We start from the raw sequence: 22,811 nt of genomic DNA on the forward strand, positions 1-22,811 counted from the left end.
CTCCAGACTATGCTGGACATTATTTTGGCGCAATCACGCTAAAATGTATTAACAAGAAAAGTTATTTTTGTGCGCAAGAATAATACTTAGTAAAAATTAGGCGCACTGATCCTGTGTTAGGCGAATATTGGGGGGCGATACAGTGAAGCAGGAATTGAATTAGTTTGTTCAGTAGTATGACTTTCAACAGCCTCATTAAATGCAATAGCATCTGACAACGCATTATTTGCATTAACAAAAGTCACAGTGCTGCAAGCACTTTTTGGGCAATGACAATCCGTTTCACAACAATCTTCAGAATTTGATGATTGCATTTGCATATCACTATGATCCATTCCTGCATGAGCAGTAAACGATGAGTGTTCCATAGTCATATGGGATTGGTGAGCATCTGATGGCATTTCACAAGACATAGTTGTATAAGCCAATGCTTGACCAATAAAGGCAACAAGCATAGCAACCACAACAAAGACTTTTGATAATGACTTTAACATACAAACTCTCTACAAAAACTGCGTCGATTATATGAATATTTACTATCGATGTAAATAACCAAAATATTAGATGTTGATATATGTCAGATTGATACTCACTAATTTAACTCGCTTAGTTATGCAGCTATGTCTTTAAAAAGCCGACGAAGAAAAAACGATTCATTGCTCAAATTTTGCCAAGCAATCACCCAAGATAGAGGTTAATGACTCTATCTTGGTGCTTGATGATATCTCATTGAATATTATAGATTCTCTTCAGCAAACGATGCTAATCGTGAACGTACCACACCATTTAAATTGATAGTCGTACTGCCAGGAAAATCTTTAAAACGCTCAACAATATAGGTTAAGCCAGAAGTCAGTGCGGTTAAATAATTACTATCTATTTGCGCTAAGTTACCTGAACAAACCAGCTTAGTCCCTTCACCACAACGGGTAATAATGGTTTTTAGTTGCGACGCCGTTAAATTCTGACATTCATCTAATAAGACAATAGCATTTTGAATACTACGGCCACGCATAAAGTTGACCGACTTAAATTGAATATTGGCTTTATCCATAATGTAATTCAGGCTGCCATCCATGTTCTCATCTTGTTTATGTAACACTTCAAGTGAGTCAGTAATAGCGGCTAACCATGGTGCCATTTTCTCTTCTTCGGTACCTGGTAAAAAGCCTATCGATTCTGCAATTTCGGGGGTACTTCTGGTGACAATAACTTTGTCATATAATCCACGCTCTACCACTTGCTCTAAAGCAGAAGCTAACGCTAATAGCGTTTTACCACAGCCTGCAGGGCCCGTCATTATGACTAAATCGATAGTGGGATCTAACAATGCATCCATCGCCATACCCTGATAAATATTTTTTGGACTGATCCCCCAGGCTTGCTTCCCTAATAAACGTTCACGGCTTAGGTCTTCAATAGCCAATTTATCATCGCTAACACCAACAACTTTACCTGCAAAATGCTCTCCCTCATCAATCAAATATTCATTCATAAATGCATTAGGCAAAATCTCTTTTCTCAGATAATGAGTTGTGGTGCGCCCTTCAGTTTCACTTTCACAGTCAGTAACTTGCTGCCAAAAATCACCTTCAAACTTATGATAACCTTTAGTTAAAAACTGAATATCATCAATCAGCTGATCGGTTCGATAATCTTCAACATGGTTTAAGCCAGCGCCTTTTGCTTTTAACCGCATGTTGATGTCTTTAGTAACTAAAACTACCTTACGATCTTTGCGCTTGTTTTGAATATAAATAGCGGTATTAATAATACGATTATCGTTGTCGTTATAAGATAGCTTTCCAGCGGTTTGCTCTAAATTATAGTCATTAAATATCGACAAACAGCCAATACCAACTTCACCATCTTTGGCAGGTAAAGGGACGCCCGCTAACACTTCTTCGGGAGTTGCATCAACTAAAGCATCTTCGAGAGCTCTAATGGCGACACGAGCATCTCTACTAACGTCTTTACGTCGGTCTTTAATGGAATCAAGTTCTTCTAATACCGTCATTGGGACAACAACGTCATGTTCTTGGAAAGATAGAAAGGCAAAGGGTTCGTGTAAGAGAATATTGGTATCTAGGATATAAATGGCTTTTTCTTCGGTCATAAAAAGTTCCCTAACTATTGATAAACAATGAGTCAATCAATTGGCAACCTTTAGCTAAGAACTTAAGCTGACAAAATGATCAACAATCAATTTTGTAGCAATAACCTCCTTGAATAGCTCTCGTGAATAATATTTACTGAGATACACTCTCACTTTGACACCTTATGACCTTGCTTGCAAGCAGCTTTTTAGTAAATCAAAAAAACTTGATTGTGTCAGATAAAAGCAATGGATGAACAAAGTTTTATCTTAGGTGAAAAGCAAAATAAAAAACCAGCACTGAATTTAAGTGCTGGTTTTTTCTACGTCATAATCTCTTGTGCTAATGAGAAGTCACATTCTCATTCTGCTCAATTGAGATAGAAGGCGTACTTTTTTTACGTGTTATTAGTCCTTTTAAATCTTCAATAATGACATAAAGACTTGGAATAAGTACTAAGGTAACGATCGTCGCAAATAACACACCAAACGATAGAGAAACCGCCATTGGGATCACTATTTTGGCTTGCATACTGGTTTCGAAAAATACAATAGGTACTAAACCGATAAAGGTAGTTAACGAAGTTAACATAATAGCCCGAAATCGCTTACTACCAGAGTGCACAACCGCTTGGTGCAATGGAATGCCGGACTTACGAGCATTATTCACATAATCCACCATCACCAATGAGTCATTCACCACCACACCTGCTGCGGCAATAATGCCAAACACAGATAAAGTATTTAAATCCATCCCTAGTATTAAATGACCAAATACTGCGCCAACCACACCAAATGGTATGACCGTCATGATCATCAATGGCTGAGAATACGATTTAAGTGGCACGGCAAGTAATGAAAAGATCACCATGAGCGAGATAATGAAATCACGCATCTGATCATTAGCACTATCCAATTCCTCCTGAATACGACCAGACACTTCACTTTGCACCAACGGGTACTGTCTGAGTAATTGTGGAATATAGTTATCACGAATATCTTTAGCAACTTTAAACGGCTCGACTTGATCGGCATCGACTTTTGCCCAAACATTAATCGTGCGATTGCCATTTTCACGACGGATACGGGTCACACCATCAGTTAAACTAATGTCTGCCAGTTCAGACAAAGGTAATTCAGCTCCATTGGGCGCTTGGATCATCACTTCATCAACATGACCAACCGAACTGCGTTGTTCAAGCGGATAACGGATCATCACCTTCACTTCTTCGGTATCACGTAAGATACGTTGAGCTTCTAAGCCATAAAAACTATAACTAACTTGTGATGCAACATCCGATAAGGTTAAGCCTAGGCTATACGCCAATGGTTTTAAGGTAAACTGTACTTCCTTCGTGCTGGTTTGACGGCTATCATTGACATCACCGACACCTTTTAATGAATTTAGCTTCACTTTCAATGCTTTCGCCGCTTGGAGTAGCTGTTCATCATTTTTACTTTCTAATCTAAAGGCGATATCGCCATCTTCACGACCACCACCAAATAAATTATCTGAAATGTTTAAGGATTTCACACCTGGCAAGGTAGGAATTGCTTTACGCCACATGTCAGCCAAGGCAAAGGTATCCATGACCCGCACTTCAGGATCGACTAGTTTAACCATGATCTGGCCGCGCGTTCTGCTACGCAAGTCCACCTGCATATCAGAAATCATCTTGTTGCCATGCTCTGCTTCTATTTTCTTATCAATGTCATTGATAATATTTTGGATCACTAACACGGTATCTAAGGTTGCTTTTTCAGAAGCATCTACATTCATTTCAACTGAAATTCGTGGAAAATCATGCGGTATCTTCGGCTGGCCAACAAAACGAACAATACCACCACTAAATAAACCGGCACTGATCAACAAGATGCTAATAAAAAACATCAACACACCATAACGATATGCAAGGCAAGTTTCTAACCAGCGTTTATAGTAGTTTTCAACGAAATGTTTTAAACCGTTATCCATGCTACGACGAATTCTGTCCAAAGGGTTTTTCGGGTTGAAGACCTTCTTCTTCATATTGGCCAAATGCGCAGGCAAAATGAGCTTAGATTCCACCAATGAAAATAGTAGACAGAAGATCACCACAAAACCGATAGATTTACCAAACGCAGAGCTTGGACCATCACCTAAGACAAAAGGCACAAATGCCGCTATCGTGGTTAACACCCCAAATGTGGCTGGCATTGCTACCCGTTTGACGCCACGAATAACACTCTCGGTGCTATGACCATTTTGCTCAATCTCATCATGGGCGCTTTCCCCCATCACAATGGCATCATCAACAACAATACCTAGCACTAAGATAAAGGCGAATAAACTGGTGATATTAATCGTCACATTAACAAAATCAGCAGGCATCATTAATAATGTACCTAAGAAACAAACTGGTAGCCCTAACATCACCCAAAAAGCTAATCGCACACGTAAAAATAAGGCCAGAATTAAAAAGACTAACACGGCACCACTTTTCATGTTGTCTAGCATCATGTCTAGTCGACCTTCCAGGTAATAGGTCATATCAACCCAAGTTTCTAGTTTGACACCTGAAGGTAAGATTTCTTGCTTTTGTTCAACATAGCTATTGACCACCTTTGCCACATCAGTAATGCTTTGGTTATCCGATGCACCAATGAATAAGGTAGTGGAGTTTTTACCATTGAATTTTGAATACTGTAGGCCTTCTTTGAAGCCATCATTAATGTTAGCTATTTCACCTAATAAAACCTTAGTACCATCAGCCATAGTAACAACAGGTATACGTTCAAATTCATGGCCGCGATACGCTTGGTTTTCAACGCGCAAGTTAATATAACCATTTTCAGCTTTGATTTGCCCTGCTGACATATTACGTGAGTAACTTCTCACCGCATTGGCAACATCTCGAAAGCTTAAACCATATTCACGTAATTTATCTTTCGAAACTTCGATAGAGATTTCATAATCTAAACCGCCAAAAAACTCAGAAACATTCACTAAGGGAAGTTGCTGGACTTCATCATGAATCTTACGTCCAAGCTCTTTCAATTCAGCATTGCTAATATCACCATACAAGCTGATATACATAACTTCTTGACGAAATTTTTCACGCTCCACCTTGATCCGTTCCATACCATCAGGAAAGCTTGGTATTGAATCAATCGCTGATTTTACCTCTTCTAACACCACCTGCGGATCATAATCTAATTCAACTTCAAACCAGCCATTTGAATAGCCTCGATTAGAATAAGTAATCACTCTTTTCAGGCCTTGAACAGATTCAAGTGCCTCTTCTATCTTGATGGTAATGCCTTCCTCAACTTCTTGTGGGGCGGCTCCTGGATAAGGCGCGGCAAAAGAAATCCAATTGATTTTAACTTGAGGAAACATTTGTTTATTTATCGTTTGTGCGGTTAAAAAGCCACCGACAATAATAAATATCATTAACAGGTTTGCGGCAACGCTATTACGGGCAAACCAAGCAATTAAGCCTTTGTTTGTATCTTCCATCACTTAGTCCTTCACACTGGCAATTTGTGTTTCAACTTCGTTCTCAGACTCTAATTCACTTTCGCTATCGGTTGGCAACGCTAATTTCATCCCATCTACAGGATAATCCAGTGCAGAAATAATTAATCGATCACCACTCGTTAAACCATCAGAAACAATGACATCACCACCATCTTGACGCGCAATATCAATATCAACATATTGTAATTTTGACTCTTTATTTAAAATCGCAACCTGACCATTCTTTACTAAGTAGCGTGGCAACTTAGTTGCTTTTGTTAGTTCAACGCCTAAGATTTGCGCATTCACGTAAGAACCGAAGCGTAATGGCGTTTTTGTCGCGTCTGAACGTAAGGCATAAGGATCTGTGATCTGCGCCACCAAGTAACTCATACGGCTTTGTTTATCAATCACACCTTCACTTCTAGCAATACTTGCCACCCAAGTCGTTTCTTCGCCAGCATAAGTACCAACTAAATTGACAGTCGCTTGGTTCCCTTGTTCCACCAAATACTGTAACTGATTATCCGGCACAGGTAAGCGCACTTCAGCAATGCCGGTTCCTAAAATTTTTCCAACTCGGCTGCCTGTGCCAACAAAAGCTCCTAAACCAATATTTCGTTCTTCAATCATGGCATCATAAGGTGCTCTTAATTCCGTGCGTTCAAGGTTGCGCTTAGCTCGTAACACCGATGCTTTTGCAGCTTCTACCCGAGCAATTTCCTGCTTTAATTGAGGTTTACGTAAGCTTAACGCAGTAGGAGAAGCATCAGTGATGCGTTGCCATTCTTGCTCAGCCACTTTACCTTGTGCACGCTCCTGTTCTAAAGCTGCTTTTGCAGAAGCTAGTGACGCTTCTGCATCAATCAATGCTGCTTGGTAATCACTCGGATCGATTCGTGCGAGTAACTGATCTTTCTCGACAAAACCACCTCGAACAAAAGTCTCAGAAAGCTCAACAATTTGACCGCTCACCTGAGCAACAATTTCAGTTTCATATTTAGGTTTTACAATGCCGTAAGAATCGACATTTAAGGTCATTGGTGTCACCGTAACTTCTTCAACGGCCACAATAGGGGTGTTATCTACTTTTGCCTTTTCGGCTGGTGGTTTTTTCATGCTTGAAAAGGCCAAAAAAAGTAAAATGCCAGCGATTAATATAACAATCGGGACAATAATCTGTTTTTTTCTAGTCACCACGAATTCCTCAGGTAAATTAATTCTATTGTAATAATTTCTTATTTTTATCAATTTTAGCGAATAACGACACTGCTATGAGATAAAAGTTGTAAAAGCTTATTACAAGGATCAAGCCAACCTAAAGAAAAACAAAAAAAGCAATAAAAAAACATGCTAACAGCATGTTTTTAATCATCTTTATTTTAAACTAGTATTTTTAGCTAAATAAGTATTATTTAGTCAGTTTTCAGTCTATGACAAAAAAAGTGGTTAAATTAACCAACTTTTAGGCTCTATTAAACTTTAATAAAAATTCTTCGACAAGATAACCAGTAAAGTACCAACCATTGTAAAAGCAGCATACCGCTAAACAATATCATGTCATGCCAAGCAGCCGGTAATGCATCGATAATACCACCAAATAAGCTACTGCTCGTGTAGCGCCAATTAATCAAACTAGTACCTAAATAAGCAACAATAGAATTAGTACCAATCACAGCAAAAACTTTTGCCCACTTGTTTATTTTGAGCCAATCAATCACCCCATAAAATAGCGTTAACAGCAAAAGACTATAGCCAACGGTAAGTAATACAAATGAACTCGTCCACAGTGTTTTATTGATAGGAAAGTAAATATCCCAAGCATAAGCAAGAATCACTAACGAAATACCAACAACAACAAAGTTAATCACAATATACCAAGGCATTTCTTTATGTTTGATCATAAAGCGTCCTGCAAAAACGCCACAAAGCGCATTCACAATCGAAGTCAGATTTGATAGCAGTCCTTCGGGATCTACAGCAAGGTTGCGATACGTAGCTCCAGGTAGAAAATGCTGATCAATCCATACATTTAACGCACCATCAGCACTGAAATTTCCGCCACCAAGACCATCAATAGTTACCACACTCAATAACAACCAATAACCTACTAAAATAACGACAGCTGTCAGCCATTGGGCACGTTCACTGACATACCAAACGAGCATAGCAGCAACGAACCAAGCAATACCGATACGACCAAGCACACTGGCAAAGCGCACATTCTCAATAGAAGCAGGAATACCTTCGCCCCAGCCATGGTTATAGATTACCCCTAAAAATATCAGTAATAGTAAGCGCTTTACTCCCGCTTTTACTATTTGACTGGCTTTTTCTGCGGGGTAACTCGATAAAGGCTTAGCCGCAATCCCTAAACTGACGCCAGATAGAAAAATAAATAATGGAAAAATTAAATCGTAAGCGGTAAATCCATGCCAAGTGCTATGCTGCATTTGCGCTTCTGCCACTTTGAAAACAGACCATCCTGAAATGATAAACAGCGCAGCAAATAACTTCTCAGCACCTAAAATCCAAAACATGTCAAAGCCACGTAACGCATCAATTGATAACAAACGTTTCTTTTCTGTAGATGCCACGTGCTGTGGTGTTGTTAATTCGCTCACAGGTACCTCAAGTATTTTTTATCACTAATACGCCAAATAGACAGCGCTGTCATTTTTAGTAATTCTAATGCTCCAATCAATAAATAGCAATCACACCAACACCAATAGTAAGTAATGATCAATATCCTGCAACTCACTTTCTTATCATTTATTACTTGCTAAACAGCAGATTAAGCTTAAGAATACCTGTCATTAATGACAGATCTTTGGTGCGATATGCTTGCAAAAATAGCTAATTTTTTTAATGAATTACAAAAAGATAACGCAAATACTGATGAACCGTTATCATTAGAAATGGCCTGCACAGTACTATTATGTGAAGTCATGCGCGCTGATGGTCAGTTAGACGCTAATGAGCAGAAAATGCTAAGCAAGACCATTCAGCGTCAGTTTGCTCTTGAACCTCAAGCAGTTGAGGAGCTGATCAGTAAAGCCAAAGAATTAAGTGAACACGCCATTGATTTTCATCAGTTTACTTCAAAAGTTAATCGTCATTATAACGCTCATCAGAAAACAGAAATGGTCGCACTATTATGGAAACTCGCATTAGCCGATGGTGAAATAGCTAGTATTGAAGAACACGTTATCCGTAAAATCGCCGATCTACTGCACCTAAGCCGCGCTGAATATGCTAGGGCTAAAAGCATCATACTTACCTAAGGCGTTTTACCCTTTGTGTAAATACAAACAAAGTTCGACTCGCCCTGAGAGTTGTTGGTAAAGAAATATTCAACGGTTCAATTCAAACTAAGGTATAATAACAAGCAGTTATTTATCATTTACTATTCTGAGTTGAGCATGGCAAAAATTGGCCAATTTAATACCCTTCCTGTAATTGCTGTGATGGCAAACGGCGCATATCTCGATGCTGACGAGCTAGGTGAAATATTATTACCAAATCGCTATTTACCAGAAAATTGTCAAATAGGTGATGAGCTTGACGTATTTATCTACTTAGACTCAGCAGATCGCCTGATTGCCACAACAGAAACACCCTATGCGCAAGTTGGAGAGTTTGCCTCTTTAGCGGTTAAGCAAGTAAACAAGATTGGCGCTTTCCTTGATTGGGGTCTACCAAAAGATCTATTAGTACCTTTTAATCAACAACATAAAAAAATGGAAGTAGGTAAACATTATCTCGTGTACCTATTTGTCGATAAAAGTACTGAAAGAATTGTCGCATCCAGCAAACTCGATAAATATTTAGATATTTGGCCAGCCGAATACCAAGAGGGCGACGAAGTTTCATTGACGATTGGCGCTAAAACTGACCTTGGTTTTAAAGCGATTATTAATCACCAACACTGGGGATTAATTTTCGAAAGTGATATTTTTCAACCGCTCAAAACAGGTAAAAAGGTCACTGGTTACATCAAACAAATAAGAGAAGACGGTCGAATTAACTTAACATTAAGCCGCACGGGTAAAAAGAAAGTTATCGATTTTAGTGATAAGTTATTAGCACACTTAGAAAAAAATAATGGTTTTAGCCCGCTGCATGATAAAAGCTCCCCCGATGACATTAAACGAGTGCTTGGCGTGAGCAAAAAGACCTTTAAAGCCACTATTGGTAATTTAATGAAAAAAGGGCAGTTGGTGATTGAAAAAAATGGCATTCGCCTCCCTTAAAGCATACTACAACCATAAAAACAGGCGCTAATGATAGCGCCTGTTTTGTTATCACAGCTTAGAAATTAACGCGACCAATTAAAAACTGCCACGAATGCCTAGCTCAAAACCACGTGCAGGTAATGGTGAAACATCTTTGAGGAAGGAGGCATGCACCCGCGCTTCTTCATTGGTAATGTTATTGGCTTTGGCAAAAATAACGAGATCATCTCCGATGCCGTCGATGTAGTAATTAAAATTTGCATCAACCATAGTATATCCATTGGTATTTGTTTCTAATGCAGCCACCTTATCTTGCTTAAAATAATGGCTAGCTGATAACTGCATACCGAAACTATCCCCTTGATAAGCAAGCTGCCCACCAATACGCATTGGTGGAATACGCGGTAAATAACTACCATCATCGAGCTTAGCACGAATAACATCACCAAATAACGTTGAACTCACACCGTTCCCCCATTGATAAACCAATTCAGCTTCTAGACCATACATTTTCACATCATTTTGCTGATACTGATAAACAGGTAAACCTTGCTCTTCTACTGACTCTTCATGCTCATCATGTGCTTCATGCTCATCTTCTTCATGTTCAGCATGCGAAAACTCGCCAGTATTAGCCTGATAGTAGTAATCATCAATGTGATTATAAAACGCACTGATAACAAAGCCTAAATCACCTTCAAACTTTCGCCATGTCAAATCTACATTCATTGCTGTTTCTAAATCGACTTGGCTATCTCCTATATCAAAGTGGAGATCATCACCACTGCCATGCACATGATACATGGCGCCTAACTCATAAGTATTGGTGCCAATATGTGGGCCATTTGAAAACAATTCTGTTGCCGAAGGCGCACGTTGTGAAAATGAGCTCGAAATGCCAAGATTATAACCGGCGCGATAATCCCACACCACACCAGCTGAAATACTTACAGGGGTAAATGCTTCAGCACTAAAGTGACTAAGCGCTTCACTTTCATGAGAATGAATATCTGCTTCCTCCGTTAATTGTGTTTCTAGCTCGACTTTTTCAATACGCGCGCCAAGTTGTATCAATAATTGTTCAAAATGTTTTTCTTCTAACCATGCAAGTGCAACAGATTTTGTCTTTGATGGAGGAGTGAATGCTTCTTCCCCAATCGCTTCAAAGTCGCTGGTTTTATAGTGTAAGGTCCACGCTCCTTTCCAGCCCTGATATTCTTTGTGATGAATATCAAAACGCATCTCTAACATTTCATTATTAAATTGAGTCCCTACTGCTCCATTCTCAATTTCCTGATGCTGGTAATCGGTATAAGACGCTTTACTAGCAACTTTATTGATAAAGCTTTGGTCAAAATTTAATTCACTTAATAATTGAATTCTGTCTTGGGTTAAATCACCTTCGACACTTTCCTCAGCATGTTCGTCTTGTTCTTCGTGTTCATCATGCTCTTCATGTTCATCAGCATGGCTATGACCAGGTATACCGTATGTTCGAGACATTTGGCCATAAGCGAACCCAACAAAACCATTCTCAAGGATATAGCTAGAGCCGATTGTAAAACCCGATGCCTTCGCGGCACTATTTAATAAGATCCCTTTCGCACCTTGCTCTTCTTCGTGGTCATCATGGCCGTCTAATTCTCCCTCATGCATTTCTTCATGATCTTCTTCATGTTCATCATGCGCTTGCACTGACTCTGCGAAACCTGGAATATCATAATTATTACCGTCACGCCAAAATGCATCCACATGAAACGCAAGTTGACCGCTATAAGAATCTGCGGCAACTGACACCTCATTCTCATCGGCAACATCATTATGCTTAGCCATATAGTTAACCGAGCGCTCAAGGGTGTTAGGTACGCGATTATCAACCACGTTCACCACGCCACCAATTGCACCACTGCCATAAAACAAGGTTGCTGGACCTCGCAGCACTTCAATTTGTTGTGCCGTTGCAGTTTCAGATGAGACCACATGATCAGGGCCAACACGTGAAGCATCACCGACATCCAGACCATTTTGGGTGATCAGCACCCTAGGACCATCCAGTCCACGAATAATAGGACTGCTCGAAACTGGGCCGTAATAAGATGAATGAACACCAACCTCATTTTTTAAAGTCTCACCTAATGTTGAAGCTTGTTTTAATCTAAGCTCATCACTGGCAATAACATTCACTGGTAATGCTGATTCGATATTCGAGGAATGTAAAGGGGTGGCATGTACATCGATAACTTCAATAGAAGATGATACTAAGGTTAAAGACAAATCCATAATGTCAGTTTGACCGACAGTGATGGTTTTATTTTGATGACTGTACGCTGACTTAGTTACATGTAACTCAAACGTACCTTCACTAAGATTACTAAGCTCAAAACGGCCATTTTCATCAGTAAACACTTTTTGCTTACTTTTTCCTACCGCAATTTTGACATTTTTGACTGGCTGACCCGCACTATTTTTAACAATACCACTGACAGATTGTGCAAACACAGGAATACAAAAAAATGACGACATCGACAATGCCGCGGCAATATGATTTAACTTCATAATTTTCCACTTAAAATTTTATTAATAACTTGTAAAACGAACTAATTAAAAAATTAAGCAGCTATTGGAGGGGCTCTAAGTGGCGGTAAGTAGCAAAATTCAACCGATAAAGCAGTTAAACTATCCGCTTTTTCAACTAAGGAAAAACTCCCTAGTTTGAAACTTACTAGCTTAAGTGAAGTGGTTGGTTTATCAATATTCTGCTGACAAAGCTTACAATCAAGTTGCTCGATAGAGCTATTGTGATCAACCGAATATTCGTGACTATGGGTGATCGACGCGCACAACAATACAAACAGCAAACACAGGCTGATTGAAAATTGACGAGCAATCGAAAAATAAGGCATAGCGAAAATAAACGTAACCGAAGATAACTAATGTGACTAAATTAAATGTGATAATATAACAATTAAAACTGCCGTGCAATATTATCAAGTAATAATCAGCGTAATAAAAAAGCTCCAACGGAGCTTTTTTATTTCAAGCGAGAAGTGACTATTGCGTACCACCTACCGTCATTTCGTCTACTTTGAGTGTTGGTTGACCAACCCCCACCGGCACACTTTGACCATCTTTACCACAAACGCCGACACCTGCGTCTAGCGCAAGATCATTACCTACCATGCTGACCTTTTGCATCGCCTCGGGTCCACTACCAATTAAAGTTGCCCCTTTAACAGGCGAAGTGATTTCACCATTTTCGATTAAATAAGCTTCGGCACTGGTAAAAACAAACTTTCCAGAAGTGATATCCACTTGGCCGCCAGCAAAATGTGGCGCATAGATGCCTTTTTTTACCGACTTTATAATATCTTCCGGTTGATGCTCTCCGGCTAACATATAGGTATTAGTCATGCGGGGCATGGGTAAATGCGCATAAGATTCACGTCGACCATTACCGGTAGGATTTACTCCCATCAAAGCCGCATTATGCTTATCTTGCATATAACCTTTTAAAATACCTTTCTCAATTAAGACATTATATTGTGCCGGTGTCCCCTCATCATCAATATTCAATGATCCACGACGATTGGCAATTGTGCCATCATCAACAATAGTACAATGCTTAGATGTCACCTGTTGGCCAATTTTTCCTGAAAAAGCCGATGAACCTTTACGATTAAAATCACCTTCAAGCCCATGTCCTACTGCTTCATGCAATAACACACCCGGCCAACCCGATCCTAAAACAACGGGCATCGCGCCTGCAGGAGATTCTATCGCCACTATGTTGACTAATGCCTGACGAACAGCCTCTTCGGCATAAGCAAGATATCTTGCTTTGTTATTTTCTGCTTCAAAAAAATAGCTATAATCGGTTCTCGCGCCACCGCCGGCACTACCGCGTTCACGCTTGCCATTACTTTCAACCAGCACCGAGCAATTTAACCGTACCAAAGGACGAATATCAGTTGCATAAGTACCATCACTTGCCGCCACTAATATTTTTTCAAAGACCCCCGACAAGCTCACAATTACTTGCTTAACTCTTTGATCCTGTTGGCGTGCATGCGCTTCCACTTCATGCAACATGGTAATTTTTTGCTCTTGAGTTAAGCTGTCAATCGGATTAATACTTTGATAAATCAATGCATGTTTATCCGTTTTAAAGGCATGCACTGTCGCACTATTACCTGAGTTAGCAATCCCTTTAGCCGCATCAGCTGCTTTAGTTATTGCAACAGGGCTAATATCATCTGAGTAAGCAAAACCCGTTTTTTCACCAGAAATAGCTCTTACACCAACACCTCTTTCAATATTGTATGAGCCTTCTTTGACAACACCGTCTTCAAGTAACCAAGACTCATGAGAGCTCGCTTGAAAATATAAATCAGCAAAATCAATGTTACGCTGATAAATTCCTTGTAACGTCTCATTTAAGAAACTTTTATCTAATTGGCTTTCCGCCAAGAGCTCTCGCTCAACATTATTCATAAATTTTCAACTTAGTGATAAATTGGTTGTGCTCTTGCACAGGTATCGCTTGACGAATTTTTGCTAAGTGCGCTAAATCTACATCAGCACTGATGATGCCGACACCTTGTTGCTTACAGGTAATAATTTTCCCCCAAGGATCAATGATCATGCTATGCCCCCAGGTCTCTCTACCGTTTTCATGGTTTCCTACTTGTGCAGCAGCTACAATATAAACTTGATTCTCAATTGCTCGCGCCCTTAATAAGGTTTCCCAGTGTGCTTGACCTGTGACCTTAGTAAAAGCACTGGGCACTGTGATGACATTCGCACCTAACTGCCTTAGTGCTCGGAACAATTCAGGAAAGCGCAAATCATAACAAATCGTTAACCCTAAAGTAACTCCTGCCATGGTCAATGTTGTCAGTTCATTTCCTGGATGAGTATAACGAGACTCTAAATAATTTCGTTCACTGTCTTGCACTTCAACATCAAACAAATGCACTTTTTGGTATTGCGCTAGCATTTCACCACTAGGTGAAAACACACAACAAGTATTGGTGAATTTATTCGATTGAGGATGAAATAAAGGAATGCTGCCTGCAACTAAAGTAATTTGATGCTTGGCAGCTAATTTCGCTAAAGCTGTGGTCAACTCGCAAGAGGCTTCATTTTGTTGCGCCAAGACTAGTTGTGCCTTGTCTCTTCCACCAAAATATAAACAGCACTCAGGTAACACCACAATGTGCTCATCTGTGATGCTTAACTGCTTGAGCTGTTGTTCTATGGTGGCTAAGTTTTGCTGCACATCAGGCACTGATGTCATTTGTATAGCAGTTAATTTAGCCATCAATTTTATCCTGCTTTTCTTTGGTTTTATTCGCCTTCTCACCCAAGTCTTTTTCAGGATCAACCGTGGTTAGTGAATCATTTTTCTCACTAGGTAAATTCTCAACGATTTGCGGTGGAGAATCACGACCAACACTAATATTTTGGGTTTTACGATCAACTTCCCTAAAATTTGGTTTATCTATGCTACCTGTCACTTCGAACTTATACTCAGACACCACCTTTGAGGTGATCACTTCATCAATGGCAATACCAGCAAGGAAAGTAACAGGGTTTAACGTGGCGATCCAAGCTATCGCAGGTAAGCTCGAAGTTACATTTGGCTTATAAGACATACGATAGTCAAGCTCTTCACTATTTAAGTCAGTATTACCTTTTACCGTTAAATCACCAGCATTGCCTTTTAAAAAGGTATTTTTAGTGTAAATGACGCCATCTCGTAACTGAAAATCCCCTTTTACTTCACTATAAAACATGCCATCACTGAAAATATCACGGAAATCGAATTTGAGCTTACGCACTAAGGATTGCAAGCTCAGTATTGAAAATGCTCGTGCTTGATCGGGTACTTCAGATAGATAGCCTTCATCTAATTTACCCGTCAATTCACCATTTAACTGTGCAATAGCAAAATCATGTGGGCCGCCACGCCAATGTAGGTCAAAACTCGATTTTAAGCCGCTGTCTTTCACTGTTGAAGGTATAGCCAAACGCTCTAACTCTCGTTCTATATCGTTAGAAGATAATGAGCCAACAATTTGGCTCTCAGACGAGGTTTCGTCATGGTGCCAAAGCACATCAAAACTTAATTTATTGCCTTTACGTTTAGCGACAAAATTTTTCATGGTGACAAGTTCAGGTTTTGACCGCTCAAGGGCAAAGGTCACCTCGCCTAAATTTAAATTACCATAACGACAATCGAGGCAATCAAAGCGCATTGGCGGTAACCCGCGAAATAACTCATCATTTTTATGTGAGTCAAAGACACTGGTGAGCTGTTCCTTTGCCTGCTGTTGCTTAGGACCAAACAGTAACTTATCTGGGGACAATCGAATAAAGTCAGCATTAACATCTAATCCTTGTGTATGCCAGTCAGGATAAAATTTTACTGCCGCCCTTGCTTCTTTACTGCTTAATTCTAACAGCCACCAACTCAACTGATCTTCTAAATTAAATGACACGCCATGAATGGCCTCATCCCAAAAAGTTAATGTTGCAATATCACCACGAATTCTCTCCGGTTGCGCTAACAAGCCTCTTTGAGCGGGTAATTGCGGCTCACTCTTCTCAAGACTGTCAATAATATCGATGATCAAAGGTTGCCACTGAAAAAAGTCTGCTTCCGCCAAATTAGTGGTGATATGAAAACCACTCATCGGGAGATACATAGGTTCATCGCCCAATATCAAATGAGCCTGTGAAAAGGCCACTTGTTGGTGCTCAAGATTTCCGTAAAAATTTAATTGTTCACCAATTTGGGCATCAATGGTCGATTGTTCTTTGTCACCAAACACACTGACCGATGCCGTCACTTGTTGTTCTGGTGTTTTTTGATATGGCGCCGGTAAATTCAATTGTAACTGACTCAACTCAGAATCAAGGTTCAGTTGATAAGTAAATTTACCATCATGACGATTACTTAGTACTAACTGACCTTGCCAGTTAAGCTCACCCGAGCCATATGAACGCAATAACGGAGGAAGTTGTTGTTGCCATTGTTGCTCTTGCCAATGAGCAGACAACAAGATGTCTGTACGATAACTATTTTCCTGAGCTTGTGCCGTTACAGCAAATTTCATTGGCATACCTCGCCAAACAGCACTTAGCCCATCAGTGGTAATTTGATCATTTTCGAAACTGAGCGAGCCATTGAGCTGGCTAAAATGCATTTGTGGTGACTGTAAGTCGATAACATTATCTTTAAATGTAATATTCCCTTTGGCAATTGCACTGTCAGTATCATTTAACGGCAATAACAGATGAAAATCACCAGCGATTTTCTCACTGACCACGACTTGCTCAAGCACAGCGCCAACACTATCACTAAATGGGCTTGTCATCATTAAATTAGCAATAAGCGCAGGGTTTGTTCCATCAAATGTCGCATCAACCATTAAGGTTTGTTGTTCAGAAAGATCTTCGATTGCCGCTTCAACCCCTTTCACTTCAATACCACTTAAGGTGCCATCACGACCAGTGATCAACATACTGTTATTTGTAAAATTTAAATTAGCATTAAAATGTTCTATCGCTGGCCAGCCCTGGTCAAATTTAAACGAAGCGTTAGTTAGTTCAGCATCCACAACAAAAATTCCATTTCCTTCACCATAAGGAAATGCAGTTAAAGGACCGTTTATCATCACAACAGCTTGCGCTAATTGCCCTTTAACCAGAGCAGCGTTTAAATAATTAACTAAGTTCTCCCCCATTAATAAATGAGGATAAAAGCTCGGTGCATCCACTACATTTGCTTTAGTGGCTGTTGCCAGTAACGACAACTCAATATCTTTTTCCGGCTGCTTAAACACCGCCAATTCACCACTAAGGGTTAATTGTTTTGAAGAAAATTGAAAATCATCCGACGATAGTTGCCAGCCGTCTGTTTGTTCAACAAAATCCAATGATGATGTCAGAGATTGATACTGAATCGGCCTAGCAAAGTGTTGAGCAAAATCTAACGCACCTTGCTCAGCGTGAATGTTGGCGTGCAATTTTCCTGGTTGATAGATCAGCTCTCCACTGAGGTTTTCAACACCAGGAATGCCATCACCGTACTGAGTATTAACTTGAGCAAGACTGGCAACTAACGACATACCGTTAGGTTTTTTCTGCCAAAAGATATCGTGTAATTCTCCGGTTGGTGCCAGTTTTTTAATCAGCGAACGAGTCTGCTCATCTTTTACCAATAAAGGAAGTAAGTGAGCACTTCCTGCGATATCTACATTAGAAATATAGCTTGTTTGCGTTTGACCATTTTGTTGCAGACTAAAAGTCAGCGGCTGCCATTGATGCTTATTTGATGTCACATCAATGGGTGAAGAATACACGGTTAACTGATCGGGTTGCGCCAAGTTGTCAATCATTACCTGGCCTTGTTCAATATTGAGCGTATTGATCTTGCCATTATATTGCCAGGCAATCTGGTTCTGTCCCAAGGCTAATTGCAATCTATCCAACTGCCCCTGATCAATTGACAGCCAAGCATCAAAATTAATGGTTGAATGAGTATTTTCGTCAGCAATCGCTAACACTTTACCTAACCATGGTGTGATATTAAGCTGATTAGCAGCCAAGTACAGCGTGCCCTGCATATCTTCAACATGCTCACCTTGCACATCCAACTTAATGCGTAAATTATTTGAGGTAATGCCATCAACAATAACATTACCTTCTGCACGATGGTTATTTCCTTGGTTAAGCCAATGGAGGGAATCGATCAACAAAGTACGACTACCTTGCTTAGTTCGATAAATGACTTGACTGTTATTAACTGAAAATCGACCTATTTGTGAAAAAAACAACTCAGTCAAATTGCTCAATAATGCTGAATTATTATTCGAAACCTCAGTTTCTGAAACAATGGTTTTATCAAACAGAACTTTCACCCCACTTAGTGAAAAATCCTTAGTGATTAAGCGTCTATTCTTAATGCTTTGCCAAAAATCAACATTAAGATCAAACGCTTGTACATATATTTCTGCTTCATCAGTTTGCAGCAAGCTCACATTTGATGCCACTAACGTCGGGCCTGAGCTTTGCCAGCCCATATTTAATGCCCCGATGATAATATTACTGTTATAGGTTTGATTAATATAATCTTGTAGGTCAGTGCGGTAGTTATGAGCGTAAGGTAACAGTAAACGCAAGGCACTGATCAACACAGCAAAGATCACCAAAAAAATGGCGATACTTTTGTATGCTCTGTTTAACCAGCGGTTAGAAACCTTCGAAATACTCATCTACCTACTTAATTCTCTTTGCTCTTAATAAACCTGTGAAAACGTATTGCTCCTCCTTGAGTAGAACGCTTTATTGCTAAAATGGTTACATCATAACCACATCAAATTGCTCTTGGTTGTACATATTTTCCGTTTGAATCTTAATTTGCTTACCAATAAACACTTCTAATTCTGCCAAATTATGATATTCATCATTAATTAATGATTCACTAACGGCTGAAGACGCGTAAACAATAAACTTATCCGTATCGTAGGCACGATTGACCCGGACAATTTCTCTCAAGATTTCAAAGCATACCGTTTCTACGGTTTTTAAATGTCCACGTCCGTGACAAACCGAGCACTCACCACATAATACATGCTCTAAACTTTCTCGCGTGCGCTTACGGGTCATTTCAACTAAACCTAAGGCGGAAAAGCCACTAATACTGTATTTGACGTTATCTTTCATCATTGCCATATCTAGGCTATGTAACACACGTCGCTGATGGTCTTCATCTAACATATCAATAAAATCAACAATGATAATACCACCTAAATTACGTAATCGTAACTGTCGAGCAATTGCTTGTGTGGCCTCAATATTGGTATTAAAAATAGTTTCTTCAAGATTTCGATGCCCAACAAAAGCCCCAGTATTAATATCTATGGTGGTCATGGCCTCAGTTTGGTCAATAATTAAATAACCACCAGATTTTAGTTCTATTTTTCGGTGTAATGCTCGCTGAATTTCATTTTCAACATCAAACAAATCAAAAATCGGTCGCTCACCCGGATAATATTCCAACGTACCGGCTAACTCGGGAACAAATTCTTGGGTAAAAGTACTTAACTGATCAAACGTCAATTTAGAATCCACCCGAATACGCTCTAGATCAATACCAACAAAATCTCTTATTACTCGAAATGCCAGTGATAAATCTTGGTAAATGGCAGTACTGGTTTGTTTACGCTGTTTACGTTCAAGCACTTTTGCCCATACACGGCGTAAAAATTCCGCATCATGACGAAGCTCATCATCACCCGCGCCCTCTGCTGCAGTTCTAACAATAAAGCCGTGGTTTTCTGAACAATAAGGCGTGACGATATCGCGTAAGCGCTTACGCTCATCAATATCTTCGATACGTTGTGAAATTCCTGCATAGTCAGCATTTGGCATTAGTACTAAATAGCGTGCCGCCACAGTGATATCAGTGGTTAACCTCGCGCCTTTGGTTCCCAGCGGATCTTTCACTACTTGTACAACTATGTATTGGCCTTCATGCACTAGGCTGCGAATATCAGGTACTTGTTCCTTCCGTTCCTCTTTACGCTCATCATTATTAAGGATCAGTTTGGAATTAATATCTGAGGCATGCAAAAATGCCGCCTTTTCAAGATTGATATCAACAAATGCCGCCTGCATCCCCGGTAATACACGGATCACTTTGCCAAGATAAATATTACCAACCAGACCACGTTTTGCTTCACGCTCAACGTGAACTTCCTGCAGTACTCCATTTTCAATTAATGCGACTCGCGTTTCACTTGGGGTCACATTAATGAGTAATTCACCACTCATCATTTTTCCTATTACTGGTCATCTGGCTGTTGTAATGCTGAGTTCAAACCAAACTCTGCTAATAATTGTGTTGTTTCACATAAAGGTAAACCTACGACTGCGCTGTAACTTCCTGTTATTCTTTTCACAAATTGCCCCGCTATTCCTTGGATGCCATAAGAACCAGCTTTATCTTTAGGCTCTCCGGTTCGCCAATAGTTCAACATCTCGCATTGTGTTAATTGCTTAAACTCCACTTCGGTAGATATTACCATTGACTTGATTAATGAACCCTGAACAACAGCGATTGCTGTTAAGACCAAATGACTTCGCCCCGAAAGCATAGCTAAATGTGTTAGACACTGTTGCTGGTTTTCTGGTTTGCCTAAAATACAGCCATCTTGCACAACGCAAGTGTCTGAGCCTAATATAATTGTAGTATCTGACTGATCATTCGCAATATATTGCGCTTTTTCTCTAGCTAAACGCTCAACATATTGTTCGGGTGTTTCATCAGCTAATTCACTTTCATCAATATTGGCAGGCAAACAGGCAAACTCATAACCAAGTTGAGCCAATAATTCACGTCGTCGTGGTGATTGAGAAGCTAAAATAAGAGAGTTCATATTATCTAATTTTAAAATGACGTCGTATTTTTCGAAGTAATAAAAATGCCCAAGGCCACAAAATAATTGATGTTAGTACAGGGTATAAGTAACTCGGTAAAAAGACGATATCCAATAAAAAGCGTTGAAACCAAAACACCAGTAAATGATATAAAGCGGAAAGTACACCGACAATCAGCGCCTGCTGCCATACTGAAAAGTTTCGAATTTTTTGATAATTGCCAGCAATAATATAAACCGATAGCGCCATAGCAGCGGCATGCACCCCGAGTACAGAACCTAATAACACATCAAGCAGAAACCCCATGATCCATGCAGTAACCACATTGACTCGGCTAGGCAACGCTAAGCACCAGTAGATTAATGCCACCAATACCCAATCAGGACGAAACGCATCAGCGCCAAGGGGTAACGGCATAATAGAAGCCATTAAGGCTACTAACAAAGTCAATATGATCACTATACCATTATGAGCGAACATCACTTTGCTCCTTTAACGCGGCCAGATCATCTTTTGATGAAAATATCTTGGTGGGTTTTTCTGGCCAGAGTAGTAACAAATAACGCAATCGATCAATTTGTGCTATCGGCTCACTCTGCACTAAGGCAAATGGGCGTGATTCATCTTGTCGCACTGCTGATACTCTTGCCACAGGATACCCTTCAGGGTACTTACCGCCAAGGCCTGAAGTGACCAGTAAATCACCCACTTTAATATCAGTACTGTGCGGCACATAGTTGTGGCTCAGTCGGCCAATATTCCCTGTGCCATTAGCAACTAAACGTACACCATTACGTTTGATCCTCACAGGCACTGCATGTGTAACATCGGTGATCAGCAGTACTCGACTTGATATGGTGCCAACGTGGAGAATTTGCCCAACAATGCCCTTGTCATCAATCACCGCTTGTCCTTCAAACAAGCCGTCATTCGCTCCACGATTGATCACGACCTGATGAGAATAGGGGTCGCTATCAACCGATAAAATTTCAGCCACCATTTTTTTAGTATCGGTGCGCACAGGAGAAGCGAGTAAGGAACGAAGTCGATCATTTTCTTGTTTCAGAATATTAAGCTGCATTATTTGCTCCTGATAACGCAGCTCATTAGTCTTATATTGTTGATTTTGCTCAATTAATTGTTGCCGCGTTACTAAGTTTTCTCTCGCCCAATCTAATGCTAATTTGGGTGTTGTGGCTAAATATTGCAACGGGCTTACCATAGATTGCAAATAGCCCCGAACAAACTCGAAACTATTCATCTTATGATCAAAAAAAATCAATAAACTAGAACAAATCAGCACCAGAACTAGCCGGTGCTGAGGTGAGGGTCCATGTTTAAATATGGGATTCATCGAGAATATGGGTTCTCTTCGCTATTTAATATATTAATCAATTGATAAACACTAATTTTCTAAATGAAAAATAATCAGTAAACATCATAGCATTACTTTATGCGCCGATAGTTCACTTTATAACAAGGAAAAAGCACGGAGTTGATAACTATCAATGAGTACATTTGACACCGTTATAAAGTG

General features: G+C 39.9%; 16 protein-coding genes. 2 read left to right on the forward strand and 14 right to left on the reverse strand.

Annotation, left to right across the window (positions count from 1 at the left end; all coding sequences use genetic code 11):
- Positions 1–116: 116 nt before the first annotated feature.
- From IV514_RS10230 to IV514_RS10250, 5 genes are all read right to left on the reverse strand, one after another.
- Entirely contained in the window at positions 117–494 is a 378-nt protein-coding gene (locus IV514_RS10230; protein WP_206485120.1) for a hypothetical protein, read from the reverse strand.
- Between the two features lie 242 nt (positions 495–736).
- Positions 737–2,116, reverse strand: coding sequence for a PhoH family protein (locus tag IV514_RS10235; protein ID WP_206485121.1), 1,380 nt, complete (start codon positions 2,114–2,116; stop codon positions 737–739).
- Between the two features lie 322 nt (positions 2,117–2,438).
- Positions 2,439–5,594, reverse strand: coding sequence for an efflux RND transporter permease subunit (locus IV514_RS10240; protein WP_206485122.1), 3,156 nt, complete (start codon positions 5,592–5,594; stop codon positions 2,439–2,441).
- Between the two features lie 3 nt (positions 5,595–5,597).
- Positions 5,598–6,791, reverse strand: coding sequence for an efflux RND transporter periplasmic adaptor subunit (locus tag IV514_RS10245; RefSeq protein ID WP_206485123.1), 1,194 nt, complete (start codon positions 6,789–6,791; stop codon positions 5,598–5,600).
- 278 nt (positions 6,792–7,069) lie between these two features.
- Positions 7,070–8,218 carry a DUF5009 domain-containing protein gene (locus tag IV514_RS10250; protein ID WP_346776914.1) on the reverse strand — a complete coding sequence of 383 codons (1,149 nt, stop codon included), beginning with the start codon at positions 8,216–8,218 and terminating at the stop codon, positions 7,070–7,072.
- A gap of 195 nt (positions 8,219–8,413) precedes the next feature.
- Between IV514_RS10250 and IV514_RS10255 the strand changes: the two genes are divergently transcribed.
- Complete coding sequence (locus tag IV514_RS10255) at positions 8,414–8,878, forward strand: TerB family tellurite resistance protein (protein ID WP_206485124.1); 465 nt, start codon at positions 8,414–8,416, stop codon at positions 8,876–8,878.
- 138 nt (positions 8,879–9,016) lie between these two features.
- A complete protein-coding gene (locus tag IV514_RS10260) occupies positions 9,017–9,847 on the forward strand; it encodes a S1-like domain-containing RNA-binding protein (protein WP_206485125.1) in 831 nt (276 codons plus the stop codon).
- A 78-nt stretch (positions 9,848–9,925) separates the two neighbouring features.
- On the opposite strand, the gene IV514_RS10265 is transcribed toward IV514_RS10260, so the two are convergent.
- The 9 genes from IV514_RS10265 to mreC form a co-directional block, all read right to left on the reverse strand.
- Positions 9,926–12,385 carry a TonB-dependent receptor gene (locus IV514_RS10265; RefSeq protein WP_206485126.1) on the reverse strand — a complete coding sequence of 820 codons (2,460 nt, stop codon included), beginning with the start codon at positions 12,383–12,385 and terminating at the stop codon, positions 9,926–9,928.
- A gap of 53 nt (positions 12,386–12,438) precedes the next feature.
- Complete coding sequence (locus tag IV514_RS10270; protein WP_206485127.1) at positions 12,439–12,732, reverse strand: hypothetical protein; 294 nt, start codon at positions 12,730–12,732, stop codon at positions 12,439–12,441.
- A 148-nt stretch (positions 12,733–12,880) separates the two neighbouring features.
- Entirely contained in the window at positions 12,881–14,320 is a 1,440-nt protein-coding gene (gene tldD / locus IV514_RS10275; RefSeq protein WP_206485128.1) for a metalloprotease TldD, read from the reverse strand.
- On the reverse strand, positions 14,313–15,149 hold the full coding sequence (locus IV514_RS10280) for a carbon-nitrogen hydrolase family protein (protein ID WP_206485129.1): 837 nt from the start codon (positions 15,147–15,149) through the stop codon (positions 14,313–14,315). Before IV514_RS10280 ends, tldD begins: the two co-directional genes overlap by 8 nt.
- Positions 15,142–19,107 (reverse strand): YhdP family protein, encoded by a 3,966-nt coding sequence (locus tag IV514_RS10285; RefSeq protein ID WP_206485130.1) that lies wholly within the window; start codon positions 19,105–19,107, stop codon positions 15,142–15,144. Before IV514_RS10285 ends, IV514_RS10280 begins: the two co-directional genes overlap by 8 nt.
- Positions 19,108–19,192: 85 nt before the next feature.
- Entirely contained in the window at positions 19,193–20,668 is a 1,476-nt protein-coding gene (gene rng / locus IV514_RS10290) for a ribonuclease G (protein WP_206485131.1), read from the reverse strand.
- Between the two features lie 11 nt (positions 20,669–20,679).
- A complete protein-coding gene (locus tag IV514_RS10295; RefSeq protein ID WP_206485132.1) occupies positions 20,680–21,273 on the reverse strand; it encodes a Maf family protein in 594 nt (197 codons plus the stop codon).
- A gap of 1 nt (position 21,274) precedes the next feature.
- A complete protein-coding gene (gene mreD / locus IV514_RS10300) occupies positions 21,275–21,754 on the reverse strand; it encodes a rod shape-determining protein MreD (protein WP_206485133.1) in 480 nt (159 codons plus the stop codon).
- Positions 21,741–22,628 carry a rod shape-determining protein MreC gene (gene mreC / locus IV514_RS10305; RefSeq protein ID WP_206485134.1) on the reverse strand — a complete coding sequence of 296 codons (888 nt, stop codon included), beginning with the start codon at positions 22,626–22,628 and terminating at the stop codon, positions 21,741–21,743. Before mreC ends, mreD begins: the two co-directional genes overlap by 14 nt.
- Between the last annotated feature and the right edge of the window lie 183 nt (positions 22,629–22,811).

This window comes from Thalassotalea sp. G2M2-11 (assembly GCF_017168195.1).
Taxonomy (GTDB): domain Bacteria; phylum Pseudomonadota; class Gammaproteobacteria; order Enterobacterales; family Alteromonadaceae; genus Thalassotalea_E.